Below are 16,031 nucleotides of genomic sequence, written 5' to 3'. Positions count from 1 at the left end.
TGCCGCCTTCGCTTCGAAAGAAAGAGTCTATGAAAAAACTCGCCCACGCCCTGGTTAGCGCCTTGTTCGTAACTACTCTGTCAGCGTCCGCATTCGCGCAAGCCCCCATCGAGCGTCAGCCGCCGCCGCCTCTCCCAGACCAGCAGCAGGCGCAGCCTAATCAGCAAAACCAACCATCCTATCCGCAGCAAAACGATCCGCAGCAGGGCGACCCCCAGTACCAGCAGCAGCCCGGCCCCCTGACCAACAACAAGGCCCGCCGCCCACCATTGCGCCCCAGCAGCTCGACCAGCTCGTCCAGCGCATCGCCCTCTACCCCGATCCGCTCCTGGCCCAGGTCCTCACCGCCTCTACCTTCTGGAACGAGATCCCCGACGCCGCCACCTGGGCCCAGCAGCACAACTTCATGACCGGCGACGACCTCGCCCAGGCCATCCAGGCCGACAACCTCTCCTGGGACCCCAGCCTCCTCGCCCTTCTGCCCTTCCCAAACGTCCTCGACATGATGGCCCGCGACCCTCAATGGACCGGCACCCTCGGCAACGCCGTGCTCAGCCAGCGCCCCGACGTCATGGATGCCGTCCAGCGCCAGCGCCACCTCGCCCACGACTACGGCTACCTCGTCCCCAACTCCTACGACAACGTCGCCGACAACGGCGGCTACCTCGAAATCCAACCCATCAACCCCGCCTACTACTACGTGCCCGTCTACAGTCCCGCAGTCGTCTTCTACCGGCCCCGCCCCGGCTTCATCATCAGCACAGGAATCCGTTTCGGCCCCGTTGTCACCATCGGCCCTGCCCTAGGAGCCTACGGCTGGTACGGCGCAGGCTTCGGTTGGGGCGGCCACGCCATCATAATCGACCACCACCCCTGGACCCGCACCTACTACAACCGTAACGCCTACGTTCACCCCTATGCACATCCCTACGTGCACCCATCATCCGCTCGCGTAGAAAACCACGCCCACTACGAAGAGCACGGCGGCGAACACCACCACTAAACTCCACCAGCTAAAAAACATGTCCGGCAGCCATCCTCTGCCGGACATGACTTTTGCAATTGTTTGCCTTTGTTTTTGCTTTCACTCTACCCCAACCAAAAAATGTCATCTCGACCGAAGCTGGTCACAGTCTCACCGTAAACAGCGCAGTGGAGAGACCCCCATATTTCTCCTTGCCGTTGCCTCTTTAATTTCCAATCAGCAATTCCTTGCTACTCTATTCTCCAGTTCCGAACCCAAAGCAGCAAAGAGCCAACCGAGGGAAATATGATCATCGTCAACGACGAGTACGTCACACTCGACACCCCCAAAGGCCCGATGCGGACCCACATCGTCCGCCCCGCCGCGCCCGGCCGTTACCCCGGCATCGTCTTCTACTCCGAAATCTTCCAGATCACCGCGCCCATCCGCCGCACCGCCGCCATGCTCGCCGGCCACGGCTACATCGTCGCCATGCCCGAGATCTACCACGAGTTCGAACCCGCCGGCACCATCCTCGCCTACGATCAGACCGGCTCCGACCGCGGCAACGTCCTCAAGACCACCAAAGAGCTCTCCAGCTACGACGCCGACGCCCGCGCCGCACTCGACCACCTCAAATCCCGCCCCGACTGCACCGGCCATCTAGGAGCCATGGGCATCTGCATCGGCGGCCACCTCGCCTTCCGCGCCGCCATGAACCCCGACGTCCTCGCCACCGCCTGCTTCTACGCCACCGACATCCACAAAGGCTCGCTCAGCAAAGGCGGTGACGACTCCCTCCAGCGCACCGCCGACATCAAAGGCGAGCTCCTCATGATCTGGGGCCGTCAGGACCCGCACATTCCCCTCGAAGGCCGCATGGCCGTTCTCGCCCGCCTCAACGAACTCGAAAAGAAGTTCAGCTGGCACGAGGTCAACGGAGCCCACGCCTTCATGCGCGACGAGGGCATCCGCTACGACCCCGAACTCGCACACAGCCTCTACGGCCTCGTCTTCAACTTCTTCCACCGCAAACTAGGCGAAGGCGACCAGTCCGCACAACCCACCGCCTCCACCGAAACCCGCCACTAACAAGTCTCGAGGAAACCTACAGCCCAAACCTCTGCCGATAAGTACTGGGAGAGACCCCGTGTGCCGCTGGAAGACCTCGCGAAAAAAGCAAGATCCTGATACCCCACAGCATCACTGACCTCTCGCATCGAGCGATGTCCTCCCTCAAGCAGGCGCTTGGCTGCGGCGATTCGCAGCTTCTGCAGGTAGATCAAAGGCGTATCACCCGTAGCTTGCTTAAACCGCCGAACAAAATTCCGCAAGCTCATCCCGACGCTCTTCGCTGGATCCTCAAGCGGAAAGTCCTTATGAAAATTTCGGTGCAGCCACTCTTGCGCATCGGAGATCGTTCCATCGGAGTGTTCCGTCTTCAGATGAACGATCGCGTAGCCAGACTGCCATGCGCGCGGTGTCTCGATCAACATCGCTTTCGCGCTCTGCATCGCGACCTCATGCCCGCAGAATCGCTCCACCAAATAGAGGCTAAGATCAAGCGCAGCGTTCAGGCCGCCGCCGCAGTAAAAGTTGTGGTCCTCCGTGACCATCAACTCCGGCATCCATCGCACCTTGGGATACTTCACACGGAACCGTTCCGCGAGGCTCCAGTGTGTCGTGGCACGCTTGTCGTCAAGTAGCCCCGAGGCCGCGACCAGACCCACACCCGAGCACACACTCGCAATAGCAGCTCCACGCTTATGCCACTGTTGCAACCACGGCACCACTACTGCATTGCGCTCAACCACGTCCTCTACGCTGAGTCCTGTCGACGGAATGAAGATCAGGTCGGTCTTGCGGATCTGTTTGATCGATACAGCTGGCGTGATGTGGATCGGCCCATCGCAACGGACCGCGCGTCCATCGACCGACGCCGTCGTCACTCGAAAGCGAGAGACTTGTTTCTGTCCCGCGAATCCATTCCACAACGTTCCCGCGTGACGAAAGACCTCCATCGGACCAGTAGCGGTAGAGGAAAATGTTTCGTCGAGAAACAAAACCGTGACATCTTTGAGACCAGTCATTTGCAACCACCTCTCGGATGGCCGAATCACCTACGTAGAATGGCATATATGCCGCCTTGTAGCAAGGCGCATTCCCCCGTACCTTGAGAACATCCAAAGCAACTTCCTGCTGAGGATCTTAAGGAGAAGAGTATGAAACGTTACGTCATTGAACGTGAGATCCCACAGGTTGGAACTCTCGAGCCGGAACAGTTGAAGCAAGCTGCCGCCAGGTCAAACGACGTACTACGCAAGCTTGCACCGGACATTCAGTGGGTCGAATCCTTTGTTGCGGCAGACAAGACGTTCTGTATCTACCTCGCCAAAGATGAGGCAGTCATCCATCGGCATGCAGAGCTAAGTGGCTTCCCTGCTTCTAGGATCACCGAGATTAGCAAAGAGTTCGACCCCACAACTGCTTCGCAAAGTTAGCAAAATTCAAAAGTGTAGATGTAGATGCAGAGTAATCATTACCTTCGTGTCCGCTCGTTACTATCCCTATTTGGGGATTCGCAATCACTGCCACACTCGCACCAATCTCTTCATTTTAAATTCTGCAGCATTGCCCAGGGCCAATGAGTCAAATGACTAAGTCGAAGGACTGAAACGAAATGAATCGCTATCAACCCATCAACGTTTTGCAGGTACAGCTTGTCGAGATGGCACGCTTGTCACAACGCGTTCTCGACTATTCGATCAAAGGGTATCAGCTAGGCTCTCCGGAGTTCAGCCGCTCCGTACGCACCACCGAGCGCGAACTGGAACAGCATCACCAAAGAATCAAAGAGATCTGCCGCAAGCTCGCGACTCGAAAGGTGACCGATTCTTCAGACTGCCGTTTCGTGCTCATTGCGCTGCGTCTCAGCAGCGCTCTTCTCACTACCTCCCGTGCAGCGGTTCAGATCGCACAAGACACGCCTTCCTTCTTCGAATGCAGTCGCATGCCCAAACACGCGGCACTGTGCAATCTCGGAGACCTTGTGAACTCCCTGATGCGGTTGTGCATCGTCGCTCTGTTCAAGCAGGAACTCAGATACGCCGAAGCAGTTCTTCAAAGTCAGGCGGTATGGCGACGGTGCGAGCTGGTCTTCGATAGCATGTGCGAGGCCGACCATCAGACCACCGACGAACAAGATATCTTCGAGCCCGCCATCGCACGCAGCCTTGGCACAGTCGCAAGACAAACTCACGACATGGCCGATGCAATCCTGTTCTGGCTCAAAGAGAGCGATCGCGAACTCTCCTTCGAAGCCAATGGGCACGACACCCTGAACTCTCTGTTTCTTGGTAGTTGGATCGCCGCCGAGAGCCTCCCCAGACTGCCACGACTCTCGCTGCTCAACTGAAGGGCCGATTTCAACCGACCGAAATCCTGTCAAGCCCCTGAACCGCCAAACCCCGCGTCAATCCAGCACTTTCGCGTGGCGTATGAGTTATAGTCAAACCGCTATACTGGATACAGAACATAGCGAAAGCCCCGGGCACCCACCGGGGCTTTCGACTTTAAGCTCCTAACTGCTTTAGAAAGACGATTTTGCCTCTAACCTGTTTGGAATGAATAGTTTGCAGCCTGTGGAAATCGCATGTACTTGAAACAAAGTAGTTTACCTAGACCACCCCCAGGGGTACCCCGCGTGAAAGGAAGATCACCCAGAACTAACGCCAACTCACCGCCAGATGCCAGCGCATCTTCCGGTCCTGCGTCTTCTCGAGCACGCACGCATACTCCAGCAACTCCGAGAGAACTTGCTCCCCTCGGTCCCCAATTGCTGCGGATCAGCCTCCAGCGTTCGAAGCAGCGCACGTACGGTCTTCAGTCCATCAGCAGGCGAGTACCACTGCGGCGGAGGCAGCCGGCGAAGCAGCTCCTGGTTCCCCGCACCCTCTTCGATCAGCAGGGACATCGAGTTCTCATCCGCCGAAAAGAATTCAATCAGCGGCCGAACTCCAAGTCGCAGAGCCAGACATTCCAGAGCATCCTCATGCCGTGCCAGCAAGCGCCCGTTCACGAAGATATCGAAGCCAGGGTCTTCGCCCTCGACCACAATGTACATGGAAGCAGCCATTCACCCAAGTGTACCCTGCAAAATCCCAGCAGAAAAGTATCAGCGAAGAGACAGCATCGTCTCTTCCTCGCCCATCTTCAAAGCGAGAAGCATCCCCGCACCAGCCGCAAGCAGCACCACTCCGCTCACAACCCGAACCGTCAGCTCAGGCCGCATCAGCGCATAACTTTCCAGCAAAGTCAGCAGCGAAATCACCAGATACCGCGCAGCAAACCGTACCGGAATCATCTCCCTCAGCAACCAAACCAGCAACACCACCTCCGCCACATCCAACAGAGACGAAGGCGACACCACCGACGCCAGCCCGCTCAATCTCCAGACCAACTCCTTCCGAACCGCACTACAAACCACCAGAAACACACCATTGCTCAGACAGACAACCGCAAGCGCCTCCGCCAAACCCATCTCACGGAACAAACGATAGAGCCACACGCTCGACAACCCAACCAAAACCACCGCAAGACACACCGCCCCCTGCATCAACCGCCCACGAAGCGATCCAGAGAACTCAAGCGGCAACAGCAGCAGCAACCCACCGAGTCCCACCAAAGCCGGAACAAGAAACCTCCGAGCCCCGCGCTCCTCGTCTCCAGCCGCAACCACCATCACCACAACCACAGGAACCATCGCAAACAACGCCGACCTGCTGATCTCCGGCACACCCACTCGAGCCCACTCCCCAACCACCATGGGAACCCCAAAGAACCCCAGCCCAGCCGCCGCCACCCGCAGCCCAGCCCTCCCAAACCGAACCCGGCCCCGCACAAACAAAAACGCAACCAACCCAATCAACCCATAACGAACCCCTTGCAACTCAAGCGCAGGCAGACCGTCGGCTCGAGGAACGACCCAGGACGTAGCCGACAAGATACAAACCGCTGCAAACGCAATCCACACGCGTCCAATCATCTCGCCTCTCACCCAGAGACAGAAAGACCGCGCGAAGTGCGCGGTCTCTCCGTCCGTTACGAAGCCTTACCGATTGCCGCCGCCCGAAGGTGGTGCACCGGAACCAGAGCCCGGCCGACGACCGCCGCGACGACGTCTTCCGCCACCCGGCCGCCTCTGTCCACCAGGTCCATTCGGCCCCGGTCCTGCGCCCGCCTGAACCGGAACAGCGCCCTCCGCGCGATTGAAGTTAGGCTCGTCCGTCGACTCGTCACCATCATCGTCGAACTCCTCACCCTCATCGTCGCTCCCGTCAGCATCCCCGACAACAGCATCCTGACGACCCTGTCCGCCGGCGGCACCGGCAGCCACGCTGCCCCCATCCGTACCAATCTGACCAGGCTCAGGAAGACCAAGCTTCGCGCGCTGCTCCCGCAACACAGCCTTCCGCGAAAGTTTGATCCGGTTCCCTTCGATCGCCAGAACCTTCACCAGGATCTGATCGCCTTCGCGAAGTTCATCTTTCACTTCCTTCACGCGATGCTCTGCAATTTCGGAGACATGAAGCAGGCCATCGGTTCCGGGGAAGATTTCGACAAACGCTCCAAACTCAGCCAGACGAACAACCTTACCCAGATAGGTCTTCCCAATCTCAGGCACAGCAGTCAGATCGCTGATCATCTGGATCGCGCGAGCAAGACCATCCGCATCGCTCGACGCCACATTCACGCGCCCAGTATCGTCCACGTCGATCTTCACGCCCGTAGCATCAATGATGCCGCGAATCACCTTGCCTCCCGGTCCAATCAGATCGCGGATCTTATCGGTAGGAATCTGCAACGTATGAATGCGCGGAGCGAACTGCGACTTCTCCTGATTTGCACCCGAGATCACAGCATCCATCGTATCCAGCAGGAAGAGCCGCCCCTTACGCGCCTGCTCCAGTGCCTCGCGCATAATCTGCGGAGTGATCCCCATGATCTTGATATCCATCTGCAGCGCGGTGATTCCGTTACGCGTACCCGCGACCTTGAAGTCCATATCGCCATAGTGATCTTCCGCGCCGGCGATATCCGTCAGAATGGCGTAGTTATCGCCTTCCTTCACGAGACCCATCGCAACGCCCGCGACCGATCCCTTGATCGCGATACCAGCCTGCATCAGCGCAAGCGACGCACCGCACACCGTAGCCATCGAGGACGATCCATTCGACTCCAGGATGTCTGAAACGACACGCAGCGTATAAGGCGACTCATCCTCAGCCGGCAGCACAGCTTCAATCGCGCGCGAAGCCAACGCACCGTGACCGATCTCGCGCCGGCCCACACCAGACATACGACCGACTTCACCAACCGAGAACGGAGGGAAGTTGTAGTGGAGCATAAAGCGGCGCTTCTGCTCTCCCTCATAACTCTCAAGCCGCTGCGCATCGTCTGTAGTACCCAGCGTCGCACTCACCAGCGCCTGCGTCTCACCGCGAGTAAACAGAGCCGAACCGTGGACACGCGGAAGCACGCCAACCTCGATGTTCAGGTCGCGAATCTTATCGAAGGCACGATGATCCGGACGAATCCGATCCTTCAAAACCTGGTCTCGGAAGATCTTCTCGCGCAAAAGCTCATAGTACTTGCTGAGCTTCTTCGCAGCGGCTGCATCACCCTCAGGCAGATCCTTCTTCAGGTCATCCTTGATCGTCTTGACCAGAGCATAGCTCTCGAACTTCGGATGCTTCTCCGTATCGAGGGCGTCTTTCAACTGCGAACCAACCTTTGCAGTCAGCTCATTCAAATACTCGTGATCGACTTCCACCTCGCTGACGGTGCGTTTGGTCTTACCGGCGCGAGCAACAAGGTCTTCAATCGCCGCACAGATCTTCTTGATCTGCTCATGAGCAAACTCAATCGCATCCACCACACGGTTTTCAGCGACTTCCTTTGCGCCCGACTCGATCATCACAATGCCGTCCTTCGTCCCGACGACCATAATGTTCAACTTGCTCTGCGCCCGCTCGGCATATGTAGGATTCACTACAAACTGATCGTCGATCAGACCAATTCGCACCGCACCAACCGGGCCGTGAAAAGGAATATCGCTCAACGCCAACGCGCAACTGGCACCATTGATGCCAAGCACATCGGGATCATTCTCTTTATCCGCAGAGTAGACGAAGGCAACAACCTGGGTCTCATTGCGAAACGCCTCAGGGAATAGCGGGCGAATAGGGCGGTCGATCTGACGGCTCGTCAAAATCTCCTTCTCACTCGGGCGCCCTTCGCGCTTGATGAACCCACCAGGGATGCGGCCGCCAGCGTAGGTAAACTCGCGGTATTCAACTGTGAGCGGGAAGAAATCGATTCCCTCTTTCGGATCGGGGAGGCGGTTGCCGTCGCCAGAACTACGTTATCGCCGCTTGAGGTGAGCGCCGCGCCGGGGCTTGCTTCGCCATGCGTCCGGTCTCGAATTTAATTTGCTTGCCGCCGGCAAGCTCAACTGTCACATCCTGTTTCATGTTGCCTCTCTTCTCTCGTGTTCTGTCGAATAAATAAGCTTGAATCGCGTCATCCGCTGATCGGGCGCGAAAAAGCGCAGCTCGACGCTGGCGACTAGGAAGCCGCCAGCAAGCTGCGCTGGAATAGGTTGTTCATGGACCAACACCCGCGTGAGTGCAAAATCATGAGTGCGGCACCGCGGCGTCCCATCGTCAGCAACCCCACCGACAAGGTCTTGCGAGACCTTGCACGAAGTTGGCAGCCGAATGAGAACGGGCCGTGTATGCTCCCATAGTTTGAACGGTTTCTCCGGGGATGGTGCGGTTACTTGCGGATTCCGAGTTTGCCGATGACCTCGCGATATCGGTCCGCGTCACACTTCTTCAGATAATCAAGCAAGCGACGACGCTTGCTCACCAGCATCAGAAGCCCGCGACGTGATCCGTGGTCCTTCTTGTGTGCCTTGAAGTGTTCCGTCAACTCGCCAATACGCTCGCTCAAAATAGCGATCTGAACCTCTGGACTCCCGGTATCTGAGTCGTGCGTGCGGAACTTCTCAATAATGTCTGTCTTTTTAGCGGATGCCAACACAGCTGTTTCTACTCCTAATCTTCTTTCTAATTCACTCTTAGTGTCCACATAAGGATAGCACCGCTGGCGAAACCGGGCAATCGAGGGCCGCCAGCGATGCGAAACGATTTTGGAGGAACTTTAGGCGATATGTTTCTTCAAAAACTCGACCGAACGCTCCCGTGCCGGCTTTGCCGACGCGGCGTGGTAACTGCTCGGATCAACGTCACGGTTAAAGGCGTGCCCCGCACCTTCATAGACGAAGATCTCCACCTCAGGATGAGACGAACGAACTGCCTCTACCTGATCCTGCCCAATATGGCTATCGTTCGCTCCAAAGTGCAACATCACCGGGCAGCTGGGATCTTCTTTCGCTACCGATCCAATCCCACCCGCATAGTAGCCGACGCAGCCGGAAGGCTGCATTTCATAGTCTTTGCCGCGCGTTGCCACCAGCCAGCTAGTCAACCCGCCGTAACAATAGCCGATAACACCAATCTTCTTGCCCGCCTGCTTCGCCCACTGATACGCCGCAGCCACATCCATCAGCGTCGTCTCGGGCTTCAACATGCCATAGAAGTTATAGGCCCGCTTCATATCCTCCGGCTGGTACGTCAGCTGTACGCCAGGCTCGAACCGGTCAAAGATCGCAGGCGCAACCACGAGAAATCCATCTTTGGCATACCCATCCGCCACGCTGCGGATATGGGCATTGACGCCAAATATCTCCTGCACAAGAATCAAAGCCCCGATTGCTTCCCCGCTGGGCCTTGCAACGTACGCTCCCAGCTCATGACCGTCTTTTGCTTTTAGCTTGATCCACTCACTCATAACTCCATCATATCCAATCCATCGAGCTACCTTGCCATCGTGGGTTGTCAAATAAAGGTAAAAGTCACTCTTTAGAGCTACGGAATCTTCAAGAGAGATCCTGCTGCTTCCCGTCTTCTATTTGCTCTTGGATTCTGCGTAGCTTTTGATCTCTCGCGTCCAACGAAGAAATCGAAACAGTTGTTTTTTTCTTTCCAGAACAGGTTCCAGAAATCGAGCGCGCGCACGGTATCCGCACGTTGGCCCGAATAGGTCTCCAGTCTCCATCGCAGATAGGGACTTCGCCACGGTCTCAATCTGTTACCGCGCGTCGCGTTCCAAAGAAATCTAACCTCTTCGCCCATCGGAGTCCTCAAACTAAAGTATAGGCACTCCCCCAAAGATGTTCTGTCGTTGCCTGTTCTTTTTGCTGTCACCCCGAAGATGTTCTGTCGTTGCCTGTTCTTTTTGCTGTCATTCCCGAAGGGACCTGCGGTTGCGGCTGCGGTTGTCGTAAACATTTGCCGTTGCCTGTTCTTGTTCTGTCGTTGCCTGTTATTTTGTTGTCATCCCCGAAGGGATCTGCGGTTGTACTAAGCATTTACCGTTGCCTGTTCTTTTCTGTCGTTGCCTGTTCTTTTGTTGTCATCCCCGAAGGGATCTGCGGTTGTCGTAAGCATTTACCGTTGCCGATTCTTTTGTCTTCTCTACCGTCCAACCCCCGGCCATGACAACTACTTTTGAACTCAGGCAAAACTCAGGCAAAAGCGACAGTTGCACAGCTCAAGAGCAATCACAGGCAACCGAGGAGCCCTGCAGCTTCTGTCAAGCCCAAAAACTCCCAACTCCAGCCTACACAGTCACATACGCGTGGCGCACTAGTCATACCATTCAGCTATACTTAACTAAGAGACATTGTGCGAAGCCCGACAGGATCCGGGCTTCATCTCTCCGACGCGTTCTGGCACCCAGGGCCTACTCTTCGGGATAGAGGAAAGTCCAGACCTAACCTTCCTCGATGGAAGACTTTAGCACTAAATCAGTACCCCGGGGGTGGCAGTACAAAGGCCGGCCCGAACTCGAAGCCGAGAGGAGTCAGTAAGACGTGACAGCACAAATCGCTCTACCCGCGACCTTCAACGACTTCCTCGGCAACAGCACCGCCATCGAACACCTCCGCACCGCCATCGCCGCCGGTCGCCTCCCTCACTCCCTCATCCTCGCCGGCCCCAGCGGAGCAGGAAAGTACACCCTCGCCCTCATGCTCGCCATGGCCGTCGACTGCCAGCGTCAGCCCCGTGATCTCTGGTCCAACGGTCAGTCGCTCGCCAGCTTCTGCGGCGTCTGCCACAACTGCACCCGCATCGCCTCCGCCGCCAACCTCGAAGAAGAGATCGACAAGGCCGTAGCCGCCCGCGAAGAACTCCGCGAGACAGACAAAAAAGACACCCGCGTTCTCGTCCAGCCACACCCCGACGTCCTCATCGTTCCACCCGACCCCCGCAGCTGCTCATCAAACTCGGCCAGATCCGCACCGTCATCCAGCGCTCCCACTACCTCCCCAACGAGGCTCCGCGCAAGATCTTCATCCTCACCGCCGCGAACATGATGAAAGAAGCCGCCAACTCCCTGCTCAAAGTCCTCGAGGAGCCGCCCGAGACCGTCCACATCATCATCCTCGCCGAGAACCCCGGCGAACTCCTCCCCACCATTCGCTCCCGCTGCGCCACAGTACGCCTGGGTGCTCTACCAGTCGAGCAGATAGAGATGCTCCTCACCGACCGCCGCCCCGACGTGCCGTCAAAGCAGCGCACCCTCATCGCGCGCCTCGCCCAGGGAGCCGCCGGCAAAGCCCTCGGATTCGACATCGAAGCCTACACCGCCTCCCGCGCCGATGCCCTCCTCTTCCTGCGCAACGCCGCCGCAGCCAGCTCCGGCTCCGCAGAACCCGACCACACCGCCCTCTTCAAGATGACCGAGACCTACCGTGCCGGAGCCGAGGGCCAGCAAAAACCTCAGCCCTCCTCCGCAGCCTCTCCCTCCTCCTCGAAGACCTTCTGCTCCTCGGCGCAGGCACGCCGGAACTGCTCCGCAACACCGATCTCCGTCCCGAGCTCGACCGCCTAAGCTCCACCCTCAACTTCGCCTGGATCGAATCCGCCTCCCGTGCTCTCGATCAAGTACAAAGCGGTATGCGCCGCAACCTCCTCCGCAGCCTCTCCCTCGACGCCTTCGCCGGGCAACTCGCTGCAAGATGAACTATCCCATCCCTCCCCGAACAACCGAGCGCCTCACCTCGAGCCCAAAGGACATATCCCGCGCAGCCGAGATCCTCCGCAACGGCGGCACCGTAGCCTTCCCCACCGAAACCGTCTACGGCCTCGGCGCCAACGCGCTGGACGCCTCCGCAGTCGAGCGTATCTTCCTCGCAAAAGACCGCCCCCAGTGGGACCCCCTCATCATCCACGTAAGCAATCGCACCATGCTCGACGAAGTAGCCACCGTCTCCGCAAAGGCAGAGCGCCTCATCGAAGCCTTCTGGCCCGGCCCCCTCACGCTCCTCCTCCCACGCACCAGAAAAATCTCAGACGCCGTCACCGCTGGCCGCCCTCTCGTAGGCGTCCGGATGCCTGCCCATCCCCTCGCCCACGCGCTCATCGAATCCACTGGCCATCCCCTCGCCGCCCCAAGCGCCAATCGCTTCGGCCGCATCAGCCCCACCACCGCAGCTCACGTCCTTCAGGATCTCGACCACCGCATCGACGCAGTACTCGACGGTGGCGCAACCAGAGTCGGCGTCGAATCCACAGTCCTTGACCCCGACCAATCCCCGATGGTCCTCTACCGTCCTGGAGCCATCACCCCCGCAATGCTCGAACCCATCGCCGGTCCCGTTACCATCTATCAGCCGCCACAGCAGACAACCTCCGAACCTCAAAGCCAGCCCTCCCCTGGTGTCGGCATCCGCCACTACGCCCCCGCGCCCGTCTCATCCTGGCCGACAACGAAAACGATCTGCAATCCCAACTCGCCGCAACCCTCGCAACCAACAGCGAACGCATCGGCGTCATGCTCCCCCTGGGCTGGACCCTCACCAACACCTCCGTAGAGATCTTCCGCTGGAATCTGATCGAAGACACCACGTCTCTCGCTCAAACTCTCTTCGCCGGCCTGCATGAACTGGACGCCCGCGGCGTAGCCATCATCCTCTGCCCCATGCCGAAACCTGAAGGACTTGGCCTCGCCATCCGCGACCGTCTGAAAAAAGCCGCAAAATCAGAGTAGAGTCCTCGTTTTACACCGCACACCAGCCGTATACTCCATCCATGCAGAACTCGGAGATCGAACTAAAGTTTCCCGTCCCTGATCCAGAAGCTCTCCAGACCCGCCTCTCCCAACTCGGTTTTCATCTCGTCACCCCCGCACCTTCGAGCACAACACCCTCTACGACACCCCCAACCGCGAACTACGCGCCCGCAAAGAGATCCTCCGCCTCCGCCAGTACGGCAGCCTCTGCACCCTCACCCACAAGCGTCTCCCCGACCAGCAGGACCCCGTCGACACCACCCGCTACAAGATTCGCGTCGAGACCGAAACCATCGTGGCCGAATGCGAGGCCATGGCCGAAATCTTCAAGCAGCTAGGCTACCTTCCAGCCTTCATCTACGAAAAGTACCGCACCGAGTGGTCTCATTCCGCAGACCCCGGCTCCGACATCACTGCCCATCTCGTCCTCGACGAAACCCCCATCGGCACCTACGCCGAACTCGAAGGCCCCACCGCCTGGATCGACCAGACCCTCGCCGCACTCAGCATAGACCCGGACACCTGCCTCACCGACAGCTACGGCAAGCTGTTCCTCGACTGGAAACAGCGCACCGCCAGCCCCGCCGAACATCTCACATTCGCCGAAATCAGCTCTCCCGTACTCTCCTTCCACTAAAGCCTCTCCCGCCTCCGCCGATACAACCTCTGTACCCGGAGGTTCTCCTTGGCAATCCCACTTCGCTATTCGCGCCCCCTTCTTCTTGCCGGAAGCGTCGCCCTCTGCGTTGGCACTGCCTTCGCAGGCGATGTCCACCGCGCAATCCTCTCCCGCACATCCCCAGCCTATCCAGAGCTGGCACGCCGCATGCACGTCGGCGGCAAGGTCGTCCTTCTCGTCTCCATCAAAGCTGACGGCTCGGTTTCAGGCACCAAGGTAGAGTCAGGCCACGCGCTCCTCGCTCCCGCCGCACAAGACGCCGTCACTCACTGGCGCTTCGCTCCGAACCCGGAGGCTTCCGAGTCCGAGATCGAAGTGAACTTCAACATCGACGGACAGTAGACGAAAGCTTCATCGCGGCCGAACCGCCGTCGGGATCAAATCCTGGCGGTGACACTTAACCCTGAAAATAATCTCTCCTTCAACTTTGCTCCGAGGTCCTCATGCAACTGCAGTCGAAGATGTTCCTGATGACTGGCGCTATCGTCGCCACTACCGTTCTCAGCGCATGTATCGCCCACCGATACATCGAAGAGGCCAACGCTCTCTCGAACATGGTCACGGAGAACCGCATCCCCGTCATCATGTCCAGTCGCGACATCCGCTCCCACTTCACGGACACCGTTCGTCTGCTTGAGTCCTACATGCTCTTCGGCATCGACGCGAACGCTTCGGCTACCTACCGCAACGCCCGGCGCAAAGAGTTCGAGCAGGCCGAAGCATCGCTGGTCCAGCTCCACCAGCAGACCTCGCACTTCGACCTGGGCTCCGATGCCCCGCGGCTGATCGCCCTCGACACCGACCTCGCAGCGCTCAAGACCCTTGAAGAGAAGGTCGAAACTCTGAACGAATCGAAGACCCCGCAGGGCTCGGCCGCAGCCTACGACACGCTGCAGAACCAGATCCTGCCCCTCGAAAATACCCTCTTCTCCAACATCACCGAGATCGCCCAGTCCCAAACCCGCCTCGCCAACGAGGAGCAGGCCCACCTCCGCGAAGCCAACCACTTCACCCTCATCATCCTCTGGCTCGGCACCATCATCGCCTCTCTCATCGGCATCTCGGTATCGGTCTATCTTGCCCGCAAGATCACCTATGCCCTCAACATGGTCATGCACCGCGCCGATGCCATCGCCGCCGGCGACCTCAGCGGTCAGCCACTGGTTCTGGACGCTACCGATCAGACCGGTGCCCTCGCCAACGCCGTCCAGAAGATGCAATCGAACCTCGCCGGCATCATCGGCACACTCGCTCAAACCGTCGGCACCATCACCGGCAGCGCCGCCACCATGGGCACAGCCAGCGATCAGATCCATCGCCGCATGGACCAGCAAAGTCAGCAGACCCAACAGGCCGCTACCGCAATGCAGGAGATGTCCGCCTCCATCGCCGAGGTCTCCCGCCACACCCAGTCCGCCGCCGAGACCGCCCGCAGCGCCGCCGAAACCGCCCGCGAAGGCGGAACCATCGTCAAGCAGGTCCTCGGCAGCATGCACTCCATCGCAACCGCCGTCAGCGACACCTCCGCCACCGTCGGCCTCCTCGGCGACGACTCGCGCCGCATCTCTCAGATCGTCACCGTCATCGATGAGATCGCCCGCAAGACCAACCTGCTCGCCCTCAACGCAGCCATCGAAGCCGCGCGCGCCGGCGACCAGGGCCGTGGCTTCGCCGTAGTCGCCGGAGAGGTCCGTCGTCTCGCCGAATCCACCGCCCAGGCCACCGGCGAGATCGCCAGCATGATCCAGGGCATTCAGGACCGCACCCTCACCGCCATCGCCAGCATGGAGAGTGGCACCGGAACCGTGCAGCAGGGCGTCATCACCACCAACCAGGCCGGCGAGGCTCTCGAGCGCATCATCGGCATGGCCGAACGCGTCGATCGCATGATCGCACAGATCGCGATAGCCGCCTCCCAGCAGACCGCCGCGGCCGACCAGTCCAGCGCCAGCCTGCATTCGATCCACTCCCTCAGCCACGAAAATCTCACCGAGATGGCCACAACCGCAGCCGGAATTGAATCGCTCCGCTCCACAGCAGTCACACTCGAACAGCAGGTCGACCGATTCAGCCTCAGATCAGCACCCGACTCCAGGCTCGTTCGCGTCGGCAACAACTCCGAGCGTCACGCCACCTTTCAACCCGCATAGCCAAAACGTCGCTCTCCAAAAAGAAAGGCCCGCCAACAGC

At 58.9% G+C, this 16,031-nt stretch carries 16 protein-coding genes and 2 pseudogenes; 12 read left to right on the top strand and 6 right to left on the bottom strand.

Features of this window, described 5'->3' with window-relative positions:
- The first annotated feature begins 29 nt into the window (after positions 1 to 29).
- The 3 genes from RBB80_RS20230 to RBB80_RS20220 all read left to right on the top strand — a co-directional run bounded on the left by RBB80_RS20230 (position 30) and on the right by RBB80_RS20220 (position 2,056).
- Positions 30 to 410, top strand: coding sequence for a hypothetical protein (locus RBB80_RS20230; protein WP_433964220.1), 381 nt, complete (start codon positions 30 to 32; stop codon positions 408 to 410).
- The gene (locus tag RBB80_RS20225) at positions 305 to 1,003 is read left to right on the top strand and encodes a DUF3300 domain-containing protein (RefSeq protein WP_433969778.1); all 699 of its coding nucleotides are present in this window, start codon (positions 305 to 307) and stop codon (positions 1,001 to 1,003) included. The genes RBB80_RS20230 and RBB80_RS20225 overlap by 106 nt, the downstream gene beginning before the upstream one ends.
- A 267-nt stretch (positions 1,004 to 1,270) precedes the next feature.
- Positions 1,271 to 2,056 (top strand): dienelactone hydrolase family protein, encoded by a 786-nt coding sequence (locus tag RBB80_RS20220; protein WP_433964219.1) that lies wholly within the window; start codon positions 1,271 to 1,273, stop codon positions 2,054 to 2,056.
- Here the strand turns inward: RBB80_RS20220 and RBB80_RS20215 are convergent.
- Entirely contained in the window at positions 2,053 to 3,054 is a 1,002-nt protein-coding gene (locus RBB80_RS20215; protein WP_433964218.1) for a GlxA family transcriptional regulator, read from the bottom strand. The two genes, RBB80_RS20220 and RBB80_RS20215, sit on opposite strands and share 4 nt — an antisense overlap.
- A 132-nt stretch (positions 3,055 to 3,186) precedes the next feature.
- On the opposite strand from RBB80_RS20215, the gene RBB80_RS20210 reads away from it, so the two are divergent.
- Both RBB80_RS20210 and RBB80_RS20205 read left to right on the top strand, forming a co-directional pair.
- Positions 3,187 to 3,465 (top strand): DUF4242 domain-containing protein, encoded by a 279-nt coding sequence (locus RBB80_RS20210; protein ID WP_433964217.1) that lies wholly within the window; start codon positions 3,187 to 3,189, stop codon positions 3,463 to 3,465.
- 179 nt (positions 3,466 to 3,644) lie between these two features.
- Positions 3,645 to 4,379, top strand: coding sequence for a PhoU domain-containing protein (locus tag RBB80_RS20205; RefSeq protein ID WP_433964216.1), 735 nt, complete (start codon positions 3,645 to 3,647; stop codon positions 4,377 to 4,379).
- A 321-nt stretch (positions 4,380 to 4,700) separates the two neighbouring features.
- Here the strand turns inward: RBB80_RS20205 and RBB80_RS20200 are convergent, their stop codons facing one another.
- The 5 genes and pseudogenes from RBB80_RS20200 to RBB80_RS20180 form a co-directional block, all read right to left on the bottom strand.
- Positions 4,701 to 5,087: a hypothetical protein gene (locus RBB80_RS20200; RefSeq protein ID WP_433964215.1), complete on the bottom strand. Its 387-nt coding sequence runs from the start codon at positions 5,085 to 5,087 to the stop codon at positions 4,701 to 4,703.
- 51 nt (positions 5,088 to 5,138) lie between these two features.
- A complete protein-coding gene (locus RBB80_RS20195) occupies positions 5,139 to 6,008 on the bottom strand; it encodes a hypothetical protein (protein WP_433964214.1) in 870 nt (289 codons plus the stop codon).
- 66 nt (positions 6,009 to 6,074) lie between these two features.
- Positions 6,075 to 8,496: pseudogene (pnp, locus tag RBB80_RS20190) on the bottom strand (polyribonucleotide nucleotidyltransferase).
- 304 nt (positions 8,497 to 8,800) lie between these two features.
- Entirely contained in the window at positions 8,801 to 9,067 is a 267-nt protein-coding gene (rpsO, locus tag RBB80_RS20185; protein ID WP_158944128.1) for a 30S ribosomal protein S15, read from the bottom strand.
- Positions 9,068 to 9,187: 120 nt separating this feature from the next.
- Positions 9,188 to 9,877 (bottom strand): dienelactone hydrolase family protein, encoded by a 690-nt coding sequence (locus RBB80_RS20180; protein WP_433964213.1) that lies wholly within the window; start codon positions 9,875 to 9,877, stop codon positions 9,188 to 9,190.
- A gap of 1,084 nt (positions 9,878 to 10,961) precedes the next feature.
- Here RBB80_RS20180 and RBB80_RS20175 point away from each other — a divergent pair.
- The 7 genes and pseudogenes from RBB80_RS20175 (at position 10,962) to RBB80_RS20145 (ending at position 15,991) form a co-directional block, all read left to right on the top strand.
- The gene (locus RBB80_RS20175) at positions 10,962 to 11,465 is read left to right on the top strand and encodes a hypothetical protein (protein WP_433964212.1); all 504 of its coding nucleotides are present in this window, start codon (positions 10,962 to 10,964) and stop codon (positions 11,463 to 11,465) included.
- On the top strand, positions 11,363 to 11,983 hold the full coding sequence (locus RBB80_RS20170; RefSeq protein WP_433969776.1) for a hypothetical protein: 621 nt from the start codon (positions 11,363 to 11,365) through the stop codon (positions 11,981 to 11,983). Before RBB80_RS20175 ends, RBB80_RS20170 begins: the two co-directional genes overlap by 103 nt.
- A gap of 127 nt (positions 11,984 to 12,110) precedes the next feature.
- Positions 12,111 to 12,965, top strand: a complete 855-nt coding sequence (locus RBB80_RS20165; protein ID WP_433964211.1) for an L-threonylcarbamoyladenylate synthase — start codon at positions 12,111 to 12,113, stop codon at positions 12,963 to 12,965.
- Positions 12,848 to 13,141, top strand: coding sequence for a Sua5 family C-terminal domain-containing protein (locus RBB80_RS20160; RefSeq protein WP_433969774.1), 294 nt, complete (start codon positions 12,848 to 12,850; stop codon positions 13,139 to 13,141). The genes RBB80_RS20165 and RBB80_RS20160 overlap by 118 nt, the downstream gene beginning before the upstream one ends.
- A 196-nt stretch (positions 13,142 to 13,337) precedes the next feature.
- Positions 13,338 to 13,799 (top strand): annotated as a pseudogene (locus RBB80_RS20155) (class IV adenylate cyclase); the annotation flags it as partial.
- Positions 13,800 to 13,847: 48 nt separating this feature from the next.
- Positions 13,848 to 14,183, top strand: a complete 336-nt coding sequence (locus tag RBB80_RS20150; RefSeq protein ID WP_433964210.1) for an energy transducer TonB — start codon at positions 13,848 to 13,850, stop codon at positions 14,181 to 14,183.
- A gap of 101 nt (positions 14,184 to 14,284) precedes the next feature.
- Complete coding sequence (locus RBB80_RS20145) at positions 14,285 to 15,991, top strand: methyl-accepting chemotaxis protein (protein WP_433964209.1); 1,707 nt, start codon at positions 14,285 to 14,287, stop codon at positions 15,989 to 15,991.
- The last annotated feature ends 40 nt before the right edge of the window (positions 15,992 to 16,031 follow it).

Source organism: Tunturiibacter gelidiferens (genome assembly GCF_051013345.1).
Classification (GTDB): Bacteria; Acidobacteriota; Terriglobia; order Terriglobales; family Acidobacteriaceae; genus Edaphobacter; species Edaphobacter gelidiferens_A.
The sequence above is the reverse complement of the archived record's forward strand: the minus strand, read 5'-3'. Positions and strand labels throughout refer to the sequence as shown.